Raw genomic sequence first — 15,976 nt, forward strand, 5'->3', positions numbered from 1 at the left:
ATCCTTCTTATCTTCCAAACTCGAAAGTTTGCTGGATTTAGCACCTGGCCAATTCGGCTGGTTGCTGAGGATTCATCGGGCCAGTCCCTCCACCTCTCTTGATAAGAAATCTATGAAATTTTTTTCGTATTTTCAGATTTATTAAATTAATAATAGCTTTTCTTCAGGCAGCGGTCAAGAGAATTTTTGGCAGATCGCGTGTTCAAAAGCTAGCTGAAATCATTCATCCTGAAGAAAAGAAATCAGAAAAGTCTTATCTCCGGCGGTCTAAAGAAGGTTTATATGAGGGGCTTAATAAGATCGAAAAAAAAGTCTGCTTCCGAAAAAGCAGGAGGGATGAGGGCCTGCTTTTTTTAATCGGAGAGACAGACTTCTTTAACAAGCGTTAATTTTTTACTTTTTTTAACTGAGGGATGACATGCAAAGACCGGCCTGTACCAATGGCGACTGATTCGAGCGGACTTGGTGCGAGGTTTACGGGGACAATCATCTGGCTTGCCAACCATTCTTTTAAACCGTTCAGCAGGGAAGCTCCTCCTGTTAAAATAATTCCTCTGTCAACAATGTCACCGCTAAGTTCCGGTGGTGAATTTTCCAGCGTAGCACGAACTGTTTCTAATATTTGTAAAACGGTTTCCTTTATCGCTTTCTGAATTTCTAAGGAAGTAATAGTAATCGTTTTGGGGAGTCCCGTTACTAAATCCCTTCCGCGAATCTCCATTTCTTGGATATCATGATCGATGGGCGCATATCCAATTTCTTTTTTCAGCATTTCTGCGGTCGGTTCGCCGATTAGCAGGTTGTACTCTTTCCGTACATATTGAATGATATCTTCGTCCATTTTGTCTCCGCCAATTCGAATCGAATTGCTGCACACCACTCCGCCATAGGAAATAATAGCCGCTTCAGTAGTGCCTCCACCGATGTCGACAATCATATTAGCAATCGGTTCATCTACCGCCAAATCTGCTCCGATGGCCGCTGCAATCGGTTCTTCAATCAAATGGACGGTTTTCGCTCCGCAGCTTTGAATAGAGTCTTCAATCGCTCTTTTTTCGACTGTTGTCGCTCCAGATGGGGCGCAGATCACGACATTCGGCTTTCGCAAGGTGATTCCAAGCGCTTTGTTCACTTTTTTCATGATGCTTTTTAGCATTTCCGTTGTCACTTCAAAATCAGCAATAACCCCATTTTTTAATGGACGAATAACGGAAATGTTGGCGGGGGTTTTTCCGATCATTTTTTTTGCTTCTGAACCTATTGCCAATAATTGTTTCGTATGTATATCAATCGCTGCTACAGAGGGTTCGTTTATAATAATTCCTTTATTTTTACTATATACAAGGGTATTGGCCGTGCCTAAGTCAATTCCAATATCTTGAGAAAGCACCTTTTATACCTCCATTTCGAATAAGCCAAACAAATTTGACGCATGTTCAGAAGAATCATATCGTCTTTATCCTATAAAAGTATACAAGTTTTTTTGTTGAAAAGTATATGGGTTTTATTGTCAAAATATGTTGTTACAAATGTAGAAGATTTGTAACAATGGCGGGATGAACGAATCTATCAGCATTTTCGACATAAGGGGAGGGGGGAATGTGCTTGCTGTTGTTTATAAAACTTAATCTTTGTAACTTTATGTAAAAGAATGTCGCAGCAGAATTTCGCCATTCAAGTTTTCTTCAGGACGTGTTTACGTTAATAGAGGCATTTATCATTTTGAAATGCCATTTTTAAAGAATGAAAATCGGACTATTCTATAAATCTAATGAGCTTATTCCGACTTAGGAGGATTGTAGGACTATGTTTCACGGTTTTGGAGGAGCCGAAAAAAAAAAAGAAAGGGCCGGAGTTCCTCGTAGAAATGTGAGCGGAGAGCAAGTGTAGTATAGTATCAAGATTGAAGGATTGGAGAATTCCGGCCTTTTGAAAAATTACTTATTCCATTTTGGAGAAAAATTCAGCTAGTTCTTGGCTGTGAAGTTTCCGTGCTTTCCGATGTTCTGCCCGATTGAGAGCTGTTTCATTCAGCCATTTTTCTTCTTCAGATTCCGGAACCACTTCAGGCACTTCTGTCGGTTTTCCGTTTTCATCAAGGGCAACAAAGGTTAAGAAAGAGAGAGCCGCAACTGCTTTTTCACCCGTTAATAAATTTTCGGATGTTACTTTTACGAATACTTCCATGCTTGTCCGACCAGTATATGTGATCCGAGCTTCTAATGTCACAGAGTCACCGCTGTTAATTGGTTTAAGGAAATCTACGGAGTCCGTTGAAGCAGTTACAACCGGTCTTCTTGCAAATTTAGTTGCGGTTATAGAGGCGATATCGTCTATGTATGCCATCAACTTTCCGCCGAATAAAGTACCATGTTGGTTTGTATCCGGTGGAAGGACGAAACTTGTTTTGACTGTTAGAGTATCACGCATTGGTATTTTCTTTTTCATGAATCTTTCACCTCGTGGACTATTGAGTTGCTAATAAAATGTTACGTTCACTTATAATCTTAACATAAAACTTACGAACAATGCATTTTGATTTTATTATCTAAATAAATTTTTTGCAATACGATATTTATGATTGTATTTTCATTCTTTATTGTGTATAAATATTAATTATAAAGGTTTTTATTTTACGAAAGTTTTTAATATTGACATGATCAATTAAAAAAACGTTCAAAAAAGGATAGTACATTGGAAAGGGAGTGTTTATAAATGGCAATCGTTCATACGGTGACAGCCGAACAATTGAAAGGAAAAGATTTACTGACTCTTGCTGATTTTACTCCGAATGAAATTTCTTATTTTATAGAATTAGCAGCTGATATGAAAAAAAATCCTTCCGCTTATTCTGAAAGTTTAAAAGGGAAAATTCTCGGGATGATTTTTGAAAAAAATTCGACTCGTACGAGAGTCTCTTTTGAAGCTGCCATGATCCAGCTCGGGGGGCATGGAATGTTTTTGGATTCGCAGCATACTCAAATAGGACGAGGAGAAACAATCGAGGATACAGGAAAAGTATTGTCGAGATATCTGGATGGGATCATGATCCGGACGTTCGGACATGACAAAATCGAGGCGCTGGCGAAAGCAGCCGACATTCCTGTCATCAACGGATTGACGGATTTATCACATCCTTGTCAAGCGCTTGCAGATTTGTTGACGATTTACGAATGGAAAGGAGGGTGGAAAGGGGTCAAGTTAGTATATGTAGGAGATGGAAACAATGTTGCCCACTCTTTAATGATAGGGGCGGCTTTGACAGGAATGGAATGTGTTGTGGCGACTCCGAAAGGATTCGAGCCTGACCCGCAAGTCATGAAAAAAGCACAAGCATTGGCAGAAAAAACGGGGGCTTGTATTACCTACTTAGAAAATCCGAAAGAAGCAGTGAAAGAAGCAGATTTTATTTACACAGATGTGTGGGTCAGCATGGGACAGGAAAAAGAACAGGAAGAACGAAGGAAGATATTTATTCCTTATCAGGTAAATCAAGGACTTTTCCAATATGCTAAGCCGGACTGTAAATTTATGCACTGCTTACCGGCTCACAGAGGAGAGGAAGTGTCCGCGGACATTATGGATGGGCCGTCATCCATCGTTTTCCAAGAAGCGGAAAATCGTTTGCATGCTCAGAAAGCTGTTCTCTATAGTTTATTGCAAGATTAAAAAGTACAAAAAAAGAGGCGAACTTAAAGGTCGGCCTCTTTTTTTGTGCGTATTTCAGGTTATGGCAAAAAAGTCTCTCCCATTAAATAACGGTCGATTTCTCGAGCTGCTTCACGGCCTTCGTGAATGGCCCAAACGACCAAACTTTGCCCGCGGCGCATATCTCCGGCAGCGAACACGCCCTCCACATTCGTTGTATATTGTCCATATGCCGCTTTCGCAGTATTCCGGCTTGTTTTTTCTACTTGAAAGGCATCAAGAAGTTTTGGTTCAGTTCCGGTGAATCCAATGGCAATTAATACTAGTTGAGCCGGCCATACTTTTTCCGTTCCCGGAATTTCTTTCATTGTATAGGTTCCGTCTTCATGATAGGTTTTTTCCATTTGAACCGTATGCAATTCTTTCACATGGCCATTTTCATCAGCCACAAATTTTTTCGTTTGAATTAAATATTCGCGTGGGTCTTCTCCGAAAACCGCAGCGGCTTCTTCATAGGCATAATCTAATTTAAAAGTATTCGGATATTCCGGCCATGGATTGCGTTCCAATCGTGAATCAGGCATTTTTTCATGCTTTCCAAATTGGACGACGCTTTTGGCTCCTTGACGCAAAGCCGTTGCTACACAGTCAGCTCCCGTATCTCCGCCGCCGATGACAATAACATCTTTTCCTTCCGCAGAAATCACTTCTGTTCCATCCAACAATCCTTTAATGCTTTTCGTTAAATAATCCATGGCAAAATAAATGCCTTTTGATTCACGGCCCTCTATTAATATGTCGCGATGTTTTTGAGAGCCGGCGCATAAAAGGACTGCGTCAAACGATTCCTTTAGTTCTTCGGCGCTGATATCTTTTCCGATTTCCGTGTTTGTCACAAACGTAATGCCTTCTTGTTTCAGCAAATTCACGCGTCTGTCTACGGTAGATTTTTCAAGCTTCATGGAAGGAATCCCGTATGTCAGCAATCCTCCGACACGATCGTCTTTTTCAAATACGGTAACCGTATGACCAGCTTTATTCAGCTGATCGGCAGCCGCAAGACCGGCAGGACCTGATCCGACTACGGCCACTTTTTTCCCCGTACGCACTTTGGGAGGGTTTGGCTTAATCCATCCTTCCTGGAATCCTTTGTCAATGATCGCTTTTTCAATAGATTTGATTGCCACCGGATCATCGGAAAGGGCGACAGTACATGATCCTTCGCAAGGTGCAGGACAAACGCGTCCGGTAAATTCAGGGAAGTTGTTTGTTTTCAAAAGCCGTTCTAATGCTTCCTGCCAACGGTTTTGATATACCAAATCATTCCATTCGGGGATTAAGTTATAAAGAGGGCAGCCGGAAGGCATCCCTCTTAATTCCATTCCCGTATGACAGAAGGGGGTTCCGCAATCCATGCAGCGGGCGGCTTGAATCTTTAATTCGTTCTCGGAGAAAGGGAGCTGATACTCATTCCAGTCCTTGATGCGAACTTTTGGATCACGTTCCGGTGCTTTTTTTCTTTTATATTCCAAAAAACCTGTTGCTTTTCCCATGCTTCTAACCCCTTTCTCTACTAATTGATGGCTTCTATCATTCGCTGATCGTCAGATATGGTCTTTTTTTCGACAGTACTTTCAAGAAAAGCGGCGTATTCAGCTTCAGACTGCGTCTTTCCTTCCAAAAGGAAATGTTGGATTTTTTGTTTCATTTCTTTATATTCTTTAGGAATTATTTTTATAAAGCGGCCGGATGTTTTGCTCCAATTGTCGAGAATTCGTTTGGCCAACGGGCTGTTTGTGTAGTCAACGTGTTTTTTTATAAGAGATTTCACTAAGTCTTCATCTTCTTTTGACAACGATTCAAACAGAAGAGATGATTCTCGGCATTGACGTTTCGTCAATCCAGGCGTTTTTTCATAGATATATACAACGCCGCCGGACATTCCGGCTGCAAAGTTTTTCCCAACATCGCCGAGTATGACGACATTGCCGCCGGTCATATATTCACAGCCATGGTCTCCTACACCTTCGACCACTACATCGACTCCGGAATTTCGAACGGCAAAACGGGCTCCGGCTTTTCCGTTGATATAAGCTTCACCGCCGGTCGCTCCATACAGGCAAACATTTCCTGCGATAGTCTGTTCTTCCGGAACTAGGCTGGAAGATGAATCAGGGCGAACAATCAGTTTTCCTCCCGATAAGCCTTTTCCAAAGTAATCGTTGGCATCTCCGTCTACCGCTAATGTCAATCCTTTAGGAGCAAAAGCACCGAAACTTTGTCCGGCCGAACCTTTGAATGTAAATTGGATCGTATCTTCAGGAAGACCTTCAGCTCCGTATTTTTGGGTAATCAAAGATCCCAAAATGGTTCCGGTTGCCCGATTGATATTGCGAATTGGAAAACTTCCTTTTACAGGTTTTTTCCATTCGATTGCAGGTTGAGCAGCGGGAACCAACTTTTGAAGATCAAGCGTTTTTTCAAGTTGATGATTTTGTTCCTGCGTTTTGTGCTGGGATTGATGTTTGGCCTCTTCCGGTACATACAGAAGCGGTGACAAATCTAGATATTTGGCTTTCCAATGACGTTTGGCCCGTTCATGAACTTTTAAGAATTGTTTTTGTCCAATCATTTCGTCCATCGTCCGGAATCCCAATTGTGCCATAATTTCGCGGATTTCCTGGGCGACAAAGTGCATGTAATTCACGATATGATCAGGCGAACCGGCAAATCGCTTCCGAAGTTCTGGATTTTGGGTTGCCACTCCTACAGGACAAGTATCCATATGGCAAACCCGCATCATAATGCACCCAAGCACGACAAGAGGTGCAGTGGCAAATCCGTACTCTTCAGCGCCTAAAAGAGCAGCGATGACGACATCTCGGCCTGTCATCATTTTGCCGTCTGTTTCAAGGGTTACGCGATCACGGAGACCGTTCATCAGCAAGGTTTGATGTGTTTCGGCAAGGCCGATTTCCCAAGGAATTCCGGCATTTTTAATGCTTGATTTCGGCGATGCGCCTGTGCCGCCTTCATATCCGCTAATCAAAATGACATCGGCAAGCCCCTTGGCCACGCCGGTTGCGATTGTTCCTACACCGCTCTTGGAAACTAATTTCACGTTGATGCGAGCTTTCGGATTTGCATTTTTTAAATCGTAAATCAATTGGGCTAAATCTTCGATAGAATAAATATCATGGTGAGGAGGAGGAGAAATAAGTCCGACTCCGGGTGTGGCACCACGAACGTCCCCAATCCAAGGGTATACTTTTTTTCCCGGCAAATGACCTCCTTCACCCGGTTTAGCGCCTTGTGCCATTTTGATTTGAATTTCTTCGGCGTTCACTAAATAATGACTCGTTACGCCAAATCGTCCAGATGCCACTTGTTTGATGGCACTCCGGCGCAAATCTCCGTTTTCATCCGGCGTGTAACGAGAAGGGTCTTCGCCGCCCTCGCCGCTGTTGCTTTTACCTCCAATGCGGTTCATCGCAATCGCCAGCGTTTCGTGAGCTTCTTTACTGATGGAACCGTACGACATGGCACCGCTTTTAAAGCGTTTGAGAATGGATTCGACAGGTTCCACTTCGTCTAAAGGAACTGCGGGTCTTTTGCCAAAGTTGAAATCAAGAAGACCCCTAAGGAAAAATGTTTGTTCTTCTGAAATCATTTTTGAGTATTTTTTATATAGTTCATAGCTATTTTGCCGTGCTGCTTGTTGTAAAGTATGAATGGTTTTCGGATTAAAAGCATGAGCTTCTCCCGTTCTTCTCCATTGAAATTCTCCGCCGGAATCAAGGGAAGTATCCTGGAATTCACTTTTATGAAATGCTTGGCGGTGGCGGAGCAGGGTTTCTTCGGCAATCACATGAAGCGTAATCCCGCTTAATGGGGAAGCGGTACCGGTAAAATAGCGGTCCACTACTTCTTTTCCGATGCCAACCGTTTCAAAAATCTGGGCGCCTCTATAGCTTTGAATAGTGGAGATACCCATTTTCGACATGATTTTGACAACCCCGTCGATGCTCGCTTGCAAATAGTTGCTGATGGCTTGTTCAGCGTTTATTTCTTTAATAATGCCTTTTTCCACCATGTCTTCAATAGACGAAATGGCAAGGTATGGATGAACTGCATCTGCTCCGTATCCGATTAAACAAGCAAAGTGATGAGTGTCTCTGGCTTCAGCCGTTTCCACAATAAGGCTTACTTTCGTTCTAAGCCCTTTTCGCACTAAGTGATGATGAAGACCGCTGACTGCGAGCAAAGCAGGGATGGCAGCGAAATCTTCGTTCACTCCATGATCGGATAAAATTAACAACGAATACCCTTCCTCAATTGCTTCTTCCGCTTCTTGGAACAGCCTGTCTAAAGCCGGTTCAAGGGCTTGAGGGGAAGAAGCGTCAAATAAAATAGACAGAGTTTTCGCACGAAATTCTTTAAACCGATTGCCGATTAAAGCAGCTAAATCTTTCTCAGAAAGAATAGGTGATTCAAGCCGAATTCTCCGGCAGCTCTGTTCGGAAGGCTCGAGAAGATTTCCTTCTCTGCCAAGGAGCGTCATAGTTGAAGTCACAATATCTTCCCGAATGGCATCAATCGGAGGGTTCGTCACTTGTGCAAACAGTTGTTTAAAATAATTGTAGAGAAGCTGAGGACGTTCCGACAAAACGGCGAGCGGGGCATCATATCCCATGGATCCGATCGGGTCCTTTTTTTCCGTCGCCATTGATTTAAGATTTTTCGTCAGTTCCTCATACGTGTAGCCAAAGGCTTTTTGCCATTTTACAATTTTTTCGGATTCTAAACGCGTTTCCATCGGTTCGAAATCATTTAGATCGGATAGGTGGACAAGATTTTCGTCGAGCCATTTGCGGTAAGGTTTTTCAGAAGCAATTTTTGCTTTGATCTCTTCGTCGGAAATAATGCGGCCTTCTTCAAGATCAATCAAAAGCATTTTCCCCGCATCTAAGCATTGTTTGGAAATGATTTTTTCCTCTTCGACAGGTACGACTCCTGTTTCAGAAGAATAGATGATTAAATCGTCTTCCGTTATATAATAGCGGGCAGGACGCAGTCCATTGCGGTCCAAAATGGTTCCGATTTTTCGACCGTCCGTAAAGGAGATCGAAGTAGGCCCATCCCAAGGCTCCATTAGGCAACTGTGGTATTCATAGAAAGCAAGCTTTGGATCTTCCATTTGCCTATCATGATCCCATGGTTCCGGAATCAGCATCATCGCAGCGTGAGGAAGCGAACGGCCCGATAATGTCAAGAATTCAAGTGTATTGTCCAACATGGCGGAATCGCTTCCGCTTTCGTCGATAATAGGCAAAATCTTTTCGTAGTTGTCCCCGAACACTTTAGAGTAACTTGCCTTTTCGCGGGCACGCATCCAGTTCACATTTCCTCTCAGGGTATTGATTTCTCCATTATGAATTAAATAACGGTATGGATGAGCACGCTCCCAGCTGGGGAATGTGTTGGTGCTGAATCGAGAATGAACAAGGGAGAAAGCAGAAGTATAGGCTTCGTCGGAAAGATCCAGATAGTATTGATCGATTTGCTCCGGAAGAAGCATTCCTTTATATATGATCGTTCTTGTCGACAGGCTCGGAACATAAAAGCTGCCGTTAATTGCCGGATCCTCTGCGATCGCTCGTTCAATACGTTTTCGAATGATGTATAATTTTAATTCAAAATCTCGTTCCGATTGGATTTCTTCGTTTTGCCCGATAAACAATTGCATGATGAAAGGCTCCGTTTTTAAAGCGCCTTCGCCAATGACGGAAGAATCGGTTGGAACTTCACGCCATCCGAGCAGCGACTGTCCTTCTTCGCCAACAATCCGTTCAATGTGCGATTTAGCGCGTTCCCGTTCGGATTGGTTTTGTGGCATAAATAACATTCCTACTGCATACTTATGCATTTCTGGTAAATGAATATTAAGCTTTTCGCATTCTTTTCTAAAGAATGAATCCGAGATTTGAAGCATAATTCCCGCTCCATCTCCCGTTTTTTCATTCACGTGGCCACCGCGGTGTTCCAATTGGCACAGCATGTATATACCCTGCTTTACAATGGAATGAGCAGGTTTTCCTTTTATATTTGCTATAAATCCGATTCCGCAAGCGTCATGTTCGTTTTGCGGATTGTACAGACCTTGTTCTTTTGGATAGCCATAGTGTTTCATCGGCTGCACCCCCATTTTGTGAAAAGATTTACTGAGCAGGTCTTAAAAAATTTCCATCGGTGGGCTTATGCGGATGATTTTTAAAAGTTGATTTTTCGTCACCCGCGGATTTTGAGCTTTGAAGGTGGAAATTTTGCGGACGGTTAAAAGCAGGTAAATTTAAATTGTTTCTATTTTTCAGATAACAGTACTTATATTGTATATTTCTTTATTAATGCTAACAATATATAATTAAGAATAAAACAATCTAATTTTGATATTAATATAGTTTTTGCTTGATAGACGGGAATTTTACGACAGATCATGAAAAAAAGAAAAGGGGAGAAGAAGATTGGAACTGCGCCAAATTAAATATTTTATAGAAGTGGCCAAGCAAGAACATGTGACTGAGGCAGCCAGTCAGCTTCATGTTGCTCAGTCGGCGGTGAGCAGACAGATCGCTCGGCTGGAAGATGAACTCGGAGTCGTTTTGTTTGCCAGAGATGGTCGAAATGTCAAGTTAACGCATATAGGCAAAATTTTTTTAGAACATATTGAAAATGCAATGGAGGAGATCGACAAATCGGTTAAAGCAGTCAAAGACTACTTAAATCCAAAACAGGGAATGATCCGAATTGGTTTTCCTAATTCATTGGCCGCTAAAACGCTGCCGAGAGTAATATCCGCATTTAGAAAACAATATCCGGAGATTGGATTTAAATTTTGGCAAGGATCCAATAAGGAATTGCGAGGACTGGTGGAAAACGGGGAAATTGATTTGGCGTTTGTTTCACCGGTTCCGACGGATTCCAAAATAAACACCCATATTTTCTTTTCTGAAAGGATGAGAGCTTTACTGCCGTTTCATCACCCTTTGGCCCAAAAAAAAGAAATTCGTCTTTTCGAATTGAGAAAAGAGCCATTCGTACTTTTTCAAACAGGTTACGATATGAGAAAAATGGTGATGGACGCTTGTCGGCAAGTGGGATTTGAGCCTGATGTCGCATTCGAAAGCGAAGATATCTATACGATAAAAGGCTTAGTGGAAGCGGGGCTTGGGATTAGTCTTCTACCGGAATCAACGCTGGATGAACAATCCAGCCCTGAAACCGTGAGCATCACGGTGAGCGATCCGATCATAACCAGGACAGTAGGGGTTATTTACCCGAAAAGCCGAGATCTTCCGCCGACGGAAAAACTCTTTTTTGATTTTCTCAAACAATATTATGAACGGTTGAATCAATTTAGTTTTTAGGATGAAGGGGGAAAAAGAGAAAGGCTCTGTTCTTGGTTCCTTTTAATCAAGCGCCTTTCTGAAAGGCTGATCGCCGATTTGTTTAGGAAGGACGAAAATTTTGGATTCGAACAGAGCCTTTTAAATCCTATTAAAGTGGAGCAAGTTCATTCCACTTAGATTCAGATTGAATGCAATCAAAGTTATTTTTAATAATGGAACGTTCCAATAAAGGAATTTTTTTAAAATGCCCAATTTCCATTGCGGAAAATCGGTTCGGTTTTTCCGTCTTTGGTGATGCCGTCAATATCCATGGATTCTGATCCGATCATAAAGTCCACGTGGGTGATGCTTGTATTCAGTCCGTTTTCTTCCAATTCCTCTTTCGACATTTGCTTTCCGCCTTCGATGCAAAAAGCATAAGCGCTTCCGATCGCGAGGTGATTGGAGGCATTTTCGTCAAATAATGTATTGTAAAAAAGAATTCCCGATTCAGAGATAGGTGAGTGGTGGGGTACAAGCGCTACTTCTCCTAAATAATGAGATCCTTCATCTGTTTCTACCAGTTTCTTTAGTATTTCTTCTCCTTCTTTTGCTTTCACGTCAACAATTCTTCCGTTTTCAAATGTGATGGTAAAACCATCGATGATGTTTCCGCCGTAACTCAATGGCTTAGTGCTTGATACATATCCATTGACACCTGTTTTTTTAGGGACGGTAAAAACTTCTTCCGTCGGCATATTGGCCATGAATGAAACGCCGTTTTCATTGATGCTTCCGGCACCGACCCAAATATGGTTTTCAGGAAGTTCGATGGTCAAGTCTGTGCCGGGCGCTTTATAATGAAGCTTATGAAATCTCTTGTTATTTAAATACTCGACTTTTTCGTGAAGAGTTTCATCATGTTTTTTCCAAGCGGCTACAGGATCCTCTTTTCCAATTCTTACAGAACTGAAAATGGCCTCCCATAATTTTTCTACAGCTTTTTCATCGTTTGGAAATACTTTTTCAGCCCATGCCTGTGAAGCAGCGGCGATCACAGTCCAACTGACTTTGTCGGATTGGATGTATTGCCGGAACTTTGCCAGAGCTTGGCCGGCGGCTTTTTGAAAGCGGCTGATGCGATCAGGATCGACTCCTTTTAAAAGGTCGGGGCTGGAAGAAAGCACGGATATAAAGGCGGCTCCTTGTTCTGCAAGTTCTTCTCTTTCTTTCGCCCGCCAAATCGGATATTCATCAAACGCTTCGTCAGGGGCAAGCTCATATTTCATGCGGGAGACAGCATCGTCGCTCCATTCTACATGTACATGTTTAGCGCCTGCTTCATAAGCTTTCTTCACAATCAGACGAACAAAGTCGGCCGCTTCTAACGTAGCATTAATGACAAGGGTTTGCCCTTTTTGAATATTAACGCCAACTTTTACGGCCAATTCTGCATATTTTTCCAACTTCATTTTAAATTGATCCATGCAATCCCCTTCTTTACATTAAAGTGTCCTCTTTATTGTATCAAGACTTTCATCTAAATCAAAGCGCCGGTGCGTTTCCCGCTTTTGGTTGAGAAGAAAATGTGCCATAATGCCAATGGAAAGGGGGGAATATCTTGTTTCAATTGAAACGTGTTTACGAAGCTGCTTCTGAACAAGATGGGAAAAGAATATTGATAGACCGTCTGTGGCCGCGAGGGTTATCAAAGGAGAAAGCGCAAATTGATGAATGGATGAAGGAAGTAGCGCCAAGCCATGAATTAAGGAAATGGTTTCATCAACATCGAAGCAAATTTTTGGATTTTAAAGAAATGTATTGGAAAGAACTTCAAAGCGAAGATCGGCAAAACTCGATTTTAAAACTCGTGAAAATGGGTGAAAATAATACTGTCACATTATTATACGCTGCAAAAGAACCGGTTCGCAATCATGCAGTTGTACTGAAAGAGTTTTTGGAAAAACAGAGCGAAACGTAATTACGTTTCGCTCTGTTTCATAAAGTGTATTCGATAGCTTTTAGGGTCAGCGACCAAATCGGCCAGTGTATACTGATCTAAAACGTGAAGATAGGCGGCTAAAGCATGATTTAAAATGTGTCTTAAACCGCAGACAGGGGATATGACGCAAAAATTGTTTTCCGGATCAAAACATTCAACAAGACGAAAATCTTCTTCTGTTTGTCTTACAACTTCCCCGATGTTAATATCTTTCGGTTTCATGGCAAGACGTATTCCGCCGTTTCGTCCGCGAATCGTTTCAATAATTCCCATTTTCCCAAGTCCGTAAATGATTTTCATTAAATGATTTTTGGAAATTCCATATACTTCGGAAATTTCTCGAATGCTGGACAGTTCATCATTGCCTTTGGCTGCTAAAAATATCAGAACTCTTAATGCGTAATCTGTATATAAAGTCAGTCTCATTGTGATCACCTAATGAGTTTCATTTTGAGTATTTCCCATCGGGGAAGCTTCTCGATGATGACTAAGAATCGAAGTTCATTATATTATACTCTATTTTTAACGGAAAGCCGAAAGTGTGAACTTTTTTTAAACATGTATTTTATATATTGCTTTTTGAAACGGTTTGCACTATTTTAAAAGATGTAAATAAAATACTTCTTTTAGGAGATGGAACGATGCTTTCAAAAGAAAAAATAGATGTCATCAAGTCAACCGTGCCCATTTTAGAACAAAGAGGGACTGAAATTACTACTCATTTTTATAAAAGGATGTTTGACAACCATCCTGAACTATTGAATATTTTCAACCATACGAATCAGAAACGAGGACGCCAGCAAACGGCTCTTGCCAATGCGGTATATGCCGCAGCCAAATATATTGATCAACTGGAAGTGATTTTACCAACAGCAAAATTGATTGCCCAAAAACATCGCAGCCTGGGAATTAAGCCTGAGCATTATCCTATTGTCGGTGAAAATTTATTAGCCGCCATTAAGGAAGTTTTGGGAGAAGCTGCAACTGATGAAATTCTTTCTGCATGGAAAGAAGCCTATCAAGAAATCGCCAATGTCTTTATTTCGTTGGAGCGGGAATTGTATAAAGAGGCCAGCAGCCAAAAAGGAGGATGGGAAGATTTTAAAGAATTTGAAATCATAAAAAAGGTGCCGGAAAGTTCTCTTATTACTTCTTTTTATTTAAAACCGAAAGATGGTTCGCCCGTTCCGTCCTATTTGCCGGGACAATATATTACGATTCGTTTGAGAATTCCGGGAGAAAAGTATTTGTTTAATCGCCAATACAGTTTATCTTGCGGTCCTTTTCATGATTATTTCCGCATTTCCGTGAAAAAGGAAGCTGATCATGAACCGTATGGAAAAGTATCCGTTTATTTGCATGAACAGGCAAAAGAAGGCGATGTGATCGAAGTGAGTGCTCCCGCAGGAGAATTTGTATTAAATAAGGAAGAAACGAATCCGGTTGCCATGATAAGCGGCGGCGTTGGCATTACTCCGATGATGAGCATGCTGGAAACGTTGGCGAGAGAAAACAGCAAACGAGAAGTAACGTTTATTCATGCTGCACGCAATGAAAAAGCACGTGCTTTTTCAGATGAAGTCGATCGCTATATCAGCCAACTTAAGAACGGCAAATCTTATATTGCCTATTCGTCGAAAGAAAATGAAAGCACGATATGCGATCACCTTGGACATATCGATAAAGAGTTCTTACAAAGAGCAGTTCCAAAAAACAGTGTTTGTTATGTATGCGGTCCGGTTCCGTTTATGAAAGCTGTGATTCAGTATTTAACAGCGATAGGGATCCCCTCGAAAAACATTCGCTATGAATTCTTCGGACCGGCTATGCAGCTGGAAGTAAAAGCCATGTAACGTCTTTCCTGAACAGGCTTTGAGAAAAAGCCATTAAACGGAGTATACGCAGAAAAAAAGCGGAGTTCTTGCGTGGACTCCGCTTCTTGCCTTGATTGGGCATCCCGCTAGATGTTAGTGGACCCCTCTTTTTTTAAATTGTCCACCTTTTACTTCCGCCACTTCACCGATGGCGAGAAAGGCGTTCGGATCAATTCGGTCGACGATTGATTTTAATTGCGCCTCTTCCAAGCGGTTGATGACGCAAAAGATGACTTTTTTGCCCGTTCCTTTATATCCGCCTTCCCCGTTCAAGTAGGTGACGCCTCGTCCTAAATTGGTTAAGAGCGCTTCTCCAATTTCGGTATCACGATCACTGATGATCCAGACAGAACGTGATTGCTCCAATCCTTCCACCACGATATCGATCATTTTGAATGCGATAAAGTAAGCAATAAGGGAATACATGGCATGATCCCAGCCGAAAACAAATCCGGCGCTTCCAAGGATAAAAATATTAAAGAACAAGACAATTTGTCCGACAGACAATGCCGATTTGCTGCTGATTAAAATCGCTAATATTTCTGTTCCATCGAGGGCGCCCCCGAACCGGATGACAAGACCGACCCCTACTCCGATCGTAATTCCCCCAAAAACGGCTGCTAAAAGGATATCGTCAGTAATACCGGCAACAGGAGTAAGCAGCGAAGTAAAAACGGATAGAACGATAATCCCGTATAATATGGAAATCGTAAACCTTTTTCCTAATTGTTTGTACCCGATGATAAAAAAAGGAATATTGAGAACAAACAGGAAAATACCCAGTTTTACATCTAATAGGTGGGACAAAATAATGGAAATGCCTGTAATGCCGCCGTCGATGATGTGATTAGGAACTAAAAAGATTTCCAATCCCACTGCCATTAAAATGGCGCCTAATGTAATAAAAATGCCGTTAATCAAAATAGATTTTTTGGATAACTTTTGGTATTCCACATTCTCCATTCGCATCTTTCCTTTCTATAACATTTATTTTTATAGGTTGTTTTGAAACTTTATTCATGCACGTCACCAATATATTGGAACGTTGCTTCGAATCAAGAATCATC

General features: G+C 41.7%; 11 protein-coding genes and 1 riboswitch. Of the genes, 4 read left to right on the top strand and 7 right to left on the bottom strand.

Going from position 1 to position 15,976, the window contains the following annotated elements:
* Positions 1-4 precede the first annotated feature (4 nt).
* A riboswitch (SAM riboswitch) is annotated at positions 5-108 on the bottom strand.
* 277 nt (positions 109-385) lie between these two features.
* On the bottom strand, positions 386-1,390 hold the full coding sequence (mreBH, locus tag N1I87_RS03240; protein WP_341100641.1) for a rod-share determining protein MreBH: 1,005 nt from the start codon (positions 1,388-1,390) through the stop codon (positions 386-388).
* A gap of 551 nt (positions 1,391-1,941) precedes the next feature.
* Positions 1,942-2,448, bottom strand: coding sequence for an acyl-CoA thioesterase (locus N1I87_RS03245; RefSeq protein WP_048622707.1), 507 nt, complete (start codon positions 2,446-2,448; stop codon positions 1,942-1,944).
* Positions 2,449-2,715: 267 nt separating this feature from the next.
* On the opposite strand from N1I87_RS03245, the gene argF reads away from it, so the two are divergent.
* A complete protein-coding gene (gene argF / locus N1I87_RS03250) occupies positions 2,716-3,669 on the top strand; it encodes an ornithine carbamoyltransferase (RefSeq protein WP_270583037.1) in 954 nt (317 codons plus the stop codon).
* A 59-nt stretch (positions 3,670-3,728) separates the two neighbouring features.
* On the opposite strand, the gene N1I87_RS03255 is transcribed toward argF, so the two are convergent.
* Both N1I87_RS03255 and gltB read right to left on the bottom strand, forming a co-directional pair.
* Positions 3,729-5,201: a glutamate synthase subunit beta gene (locus N1I87_RS03255; RefSeq protein ID WP_341100644.1), complete on the bottom strand. Its 1,473-nt coding sequence runs from the start codon at positions 5,199-5,201 to the stop codon at positions 3,729-3,731.
* Between the two features lie 20 nt (positions 5,202-5,221).
* Positions 5,222-9,838, bottom strand: coding sequence for a glutamate synthase large subunit (gltB, locus tag N1I87_RS03260; protein WP_341100646.1), 4,617 nt, complete (start codon positions 9,836-9,838; stop codon positions 5,222-5,224).
* A gap of 331 nt (positions 9,839-10,169) precedes the next feature.
* Here gltB and N1I87_RS03265 point away from each other — a divergent pair, with 331 nt between their 5' ends.
* Positions 10,170-11,072 carry a LysR family transcriptional regulator gene (locus N1I87_RS03265; protein WP_341100647.1) on the top strand — a complete coding sequence of 301 codons (903 nt, stop codon included), beginning with the start codon at positions 10,170-10,172 and terminating at the stop codon, positions 11,070-11,072.
* A 221-nt stretch (positions 11,073-11,293) separates the two neighbouring features.
* On the opposite strand, the gene N1I87_RS03270 is transcribed toward N1I87_RS03265, so the two are convergent.
* On the bottom strand, positions 11,294-12,520 hold the full coding sequence (locus tag N1I87_RS03270; protein ID WP_327824512.1) for an aminopeptidase: 1,227 nt from the start codon (positions 12,518-12,520) through the stop codon (positions 11,294-11,296).
* A gap of 134 nt (positions 12,521-12,654) precedes the next feature.
* Between N1I87_RS03270 and N1I87_RS03275 the strand changes: the two genes are divergently transcribed.
* Positions 12,655-13,014, top strand: coding sequence for a DUF488 domain-containing protein (locus N1I87_RS03275; RefSeq protein ID WP_341100649.1), 360 nt, complete (start codon positions 12,655-12,657; stop codon positions 13,012-13,014).
* On the opposite strand, the gene N1I87_RS03280 is transcribed toward N1I87_RS03275, so the two are convergent.
* Positions 13,015-13,461, bottom strand: a complete 447-nt coding sequence (locus tag N1I87_RS03280; RefSeq protein ID WP_341100651.1) for an RrF2 family transcriptional regulator — start codon at positions 13,459-13,461, stop codon at positions 13,015-13,017.
* Positions 13,462-13,676: 215 nt separating this feature from the next.
* Here N1I87_RS03280 and hmpA point away from each other — a divergent pair, with 215 nt between their 5' ends.
* Positions 13,677-14,888: an NO-inducible flavohemoprotein gene (hmpA, locus tag N1I87_RS03285; protein ID WP_341100652.1), complete on the top strand. Its 1,212-nt coding sequence runs from the start codon at positions 13,677-13,679 to the stop codon at positions 14,886-14,888.
* Positions 14,889-15,002: 114 nt separating this feature from the next.
* On the opposite strand, the gene N1I87_RS03290 is transcribed toward hmpA, so the two are convergent.
* Positions 15,003-15,872, bottom strand: coding sequence for a YitT family protein (locus N1I87_RS03290; RefSeq protein WP_048622715.1), 870 nt, complete (start codon positions 15,870-15,872; stop codon positions 15,003-15,005).
* Positions 15,873-15,976: the final 104 nt, after the last annotated feature.

The sequence above is a fragment of the Bacillus sp. FSL W8-0102 genome (assembly GCF_038007225.1).
In the GTDB taxonomy this organism is placed as follows: Bacteria; Bacillota; Bacilli; order Bacillales; family DSM-4216; genus Bacillus_O; species Bacillus_O smithii.

Excerpts from the sequence above, each read along its gene's own strand:
- N1I87_RS03270 (WP_327824512.1), bottom strand. The coding sequence starts at position 12,520 with ATGGATCAATTTAAAATGAAGTTGGAAAAATATGCAGAATTGGCCGTA.
- N1I87_RS03280 (WP_341100651.1), bottom strand. The coding sequence starts at position 13,461 with ATGAGACTGACTTTATATACAGATTACGCATTAAGAGTTCTGATATTT.
- gltB (WP_341100646.1), bottom strand. The coding sequence starts at position 9,838 with ATGAAACACTATGGCTATCCAAAAGAACAAGGTCTGTACAATCCGCAA.
- hmpA (WP_341100652.1), top strand. The coding sequence starts at position 13,677 with ATGCTTTCAAAAGAAAAAATAGATGTCATCAAGTCAACCGTGCCCATT.
- N1I87_RS03290 (WP_048622715.1), bottom strand. The coding sequence starts at position 15,872 with ATGGAGAATGTGGAATACCAAAAGTTATCCAAAAAATCTATTTTGATT.
- argF (WP_270583037.1), top strand. The coding sequence starts at position 2,716 with ATGGCAATCGTTCATACGGTGACAGCCGAACAATTGAAAGGAAAAGAT.
- N1I87_RS03255 (WP_341100644.1), bottom strand. The coding sequence starts at position 5,201 with ATGGGAAAAGCAACAGGTTTTTTGGAATATAAAAGAAAAAAAGCACCG.
- N1I87_RS03245 (WP_048622707.1), bottom strand. The coding sequence starts at position 2,448 with ATGAAAAAGAAAATACCAATGCGTGATACTCTAACAGTCAAAACAAGT.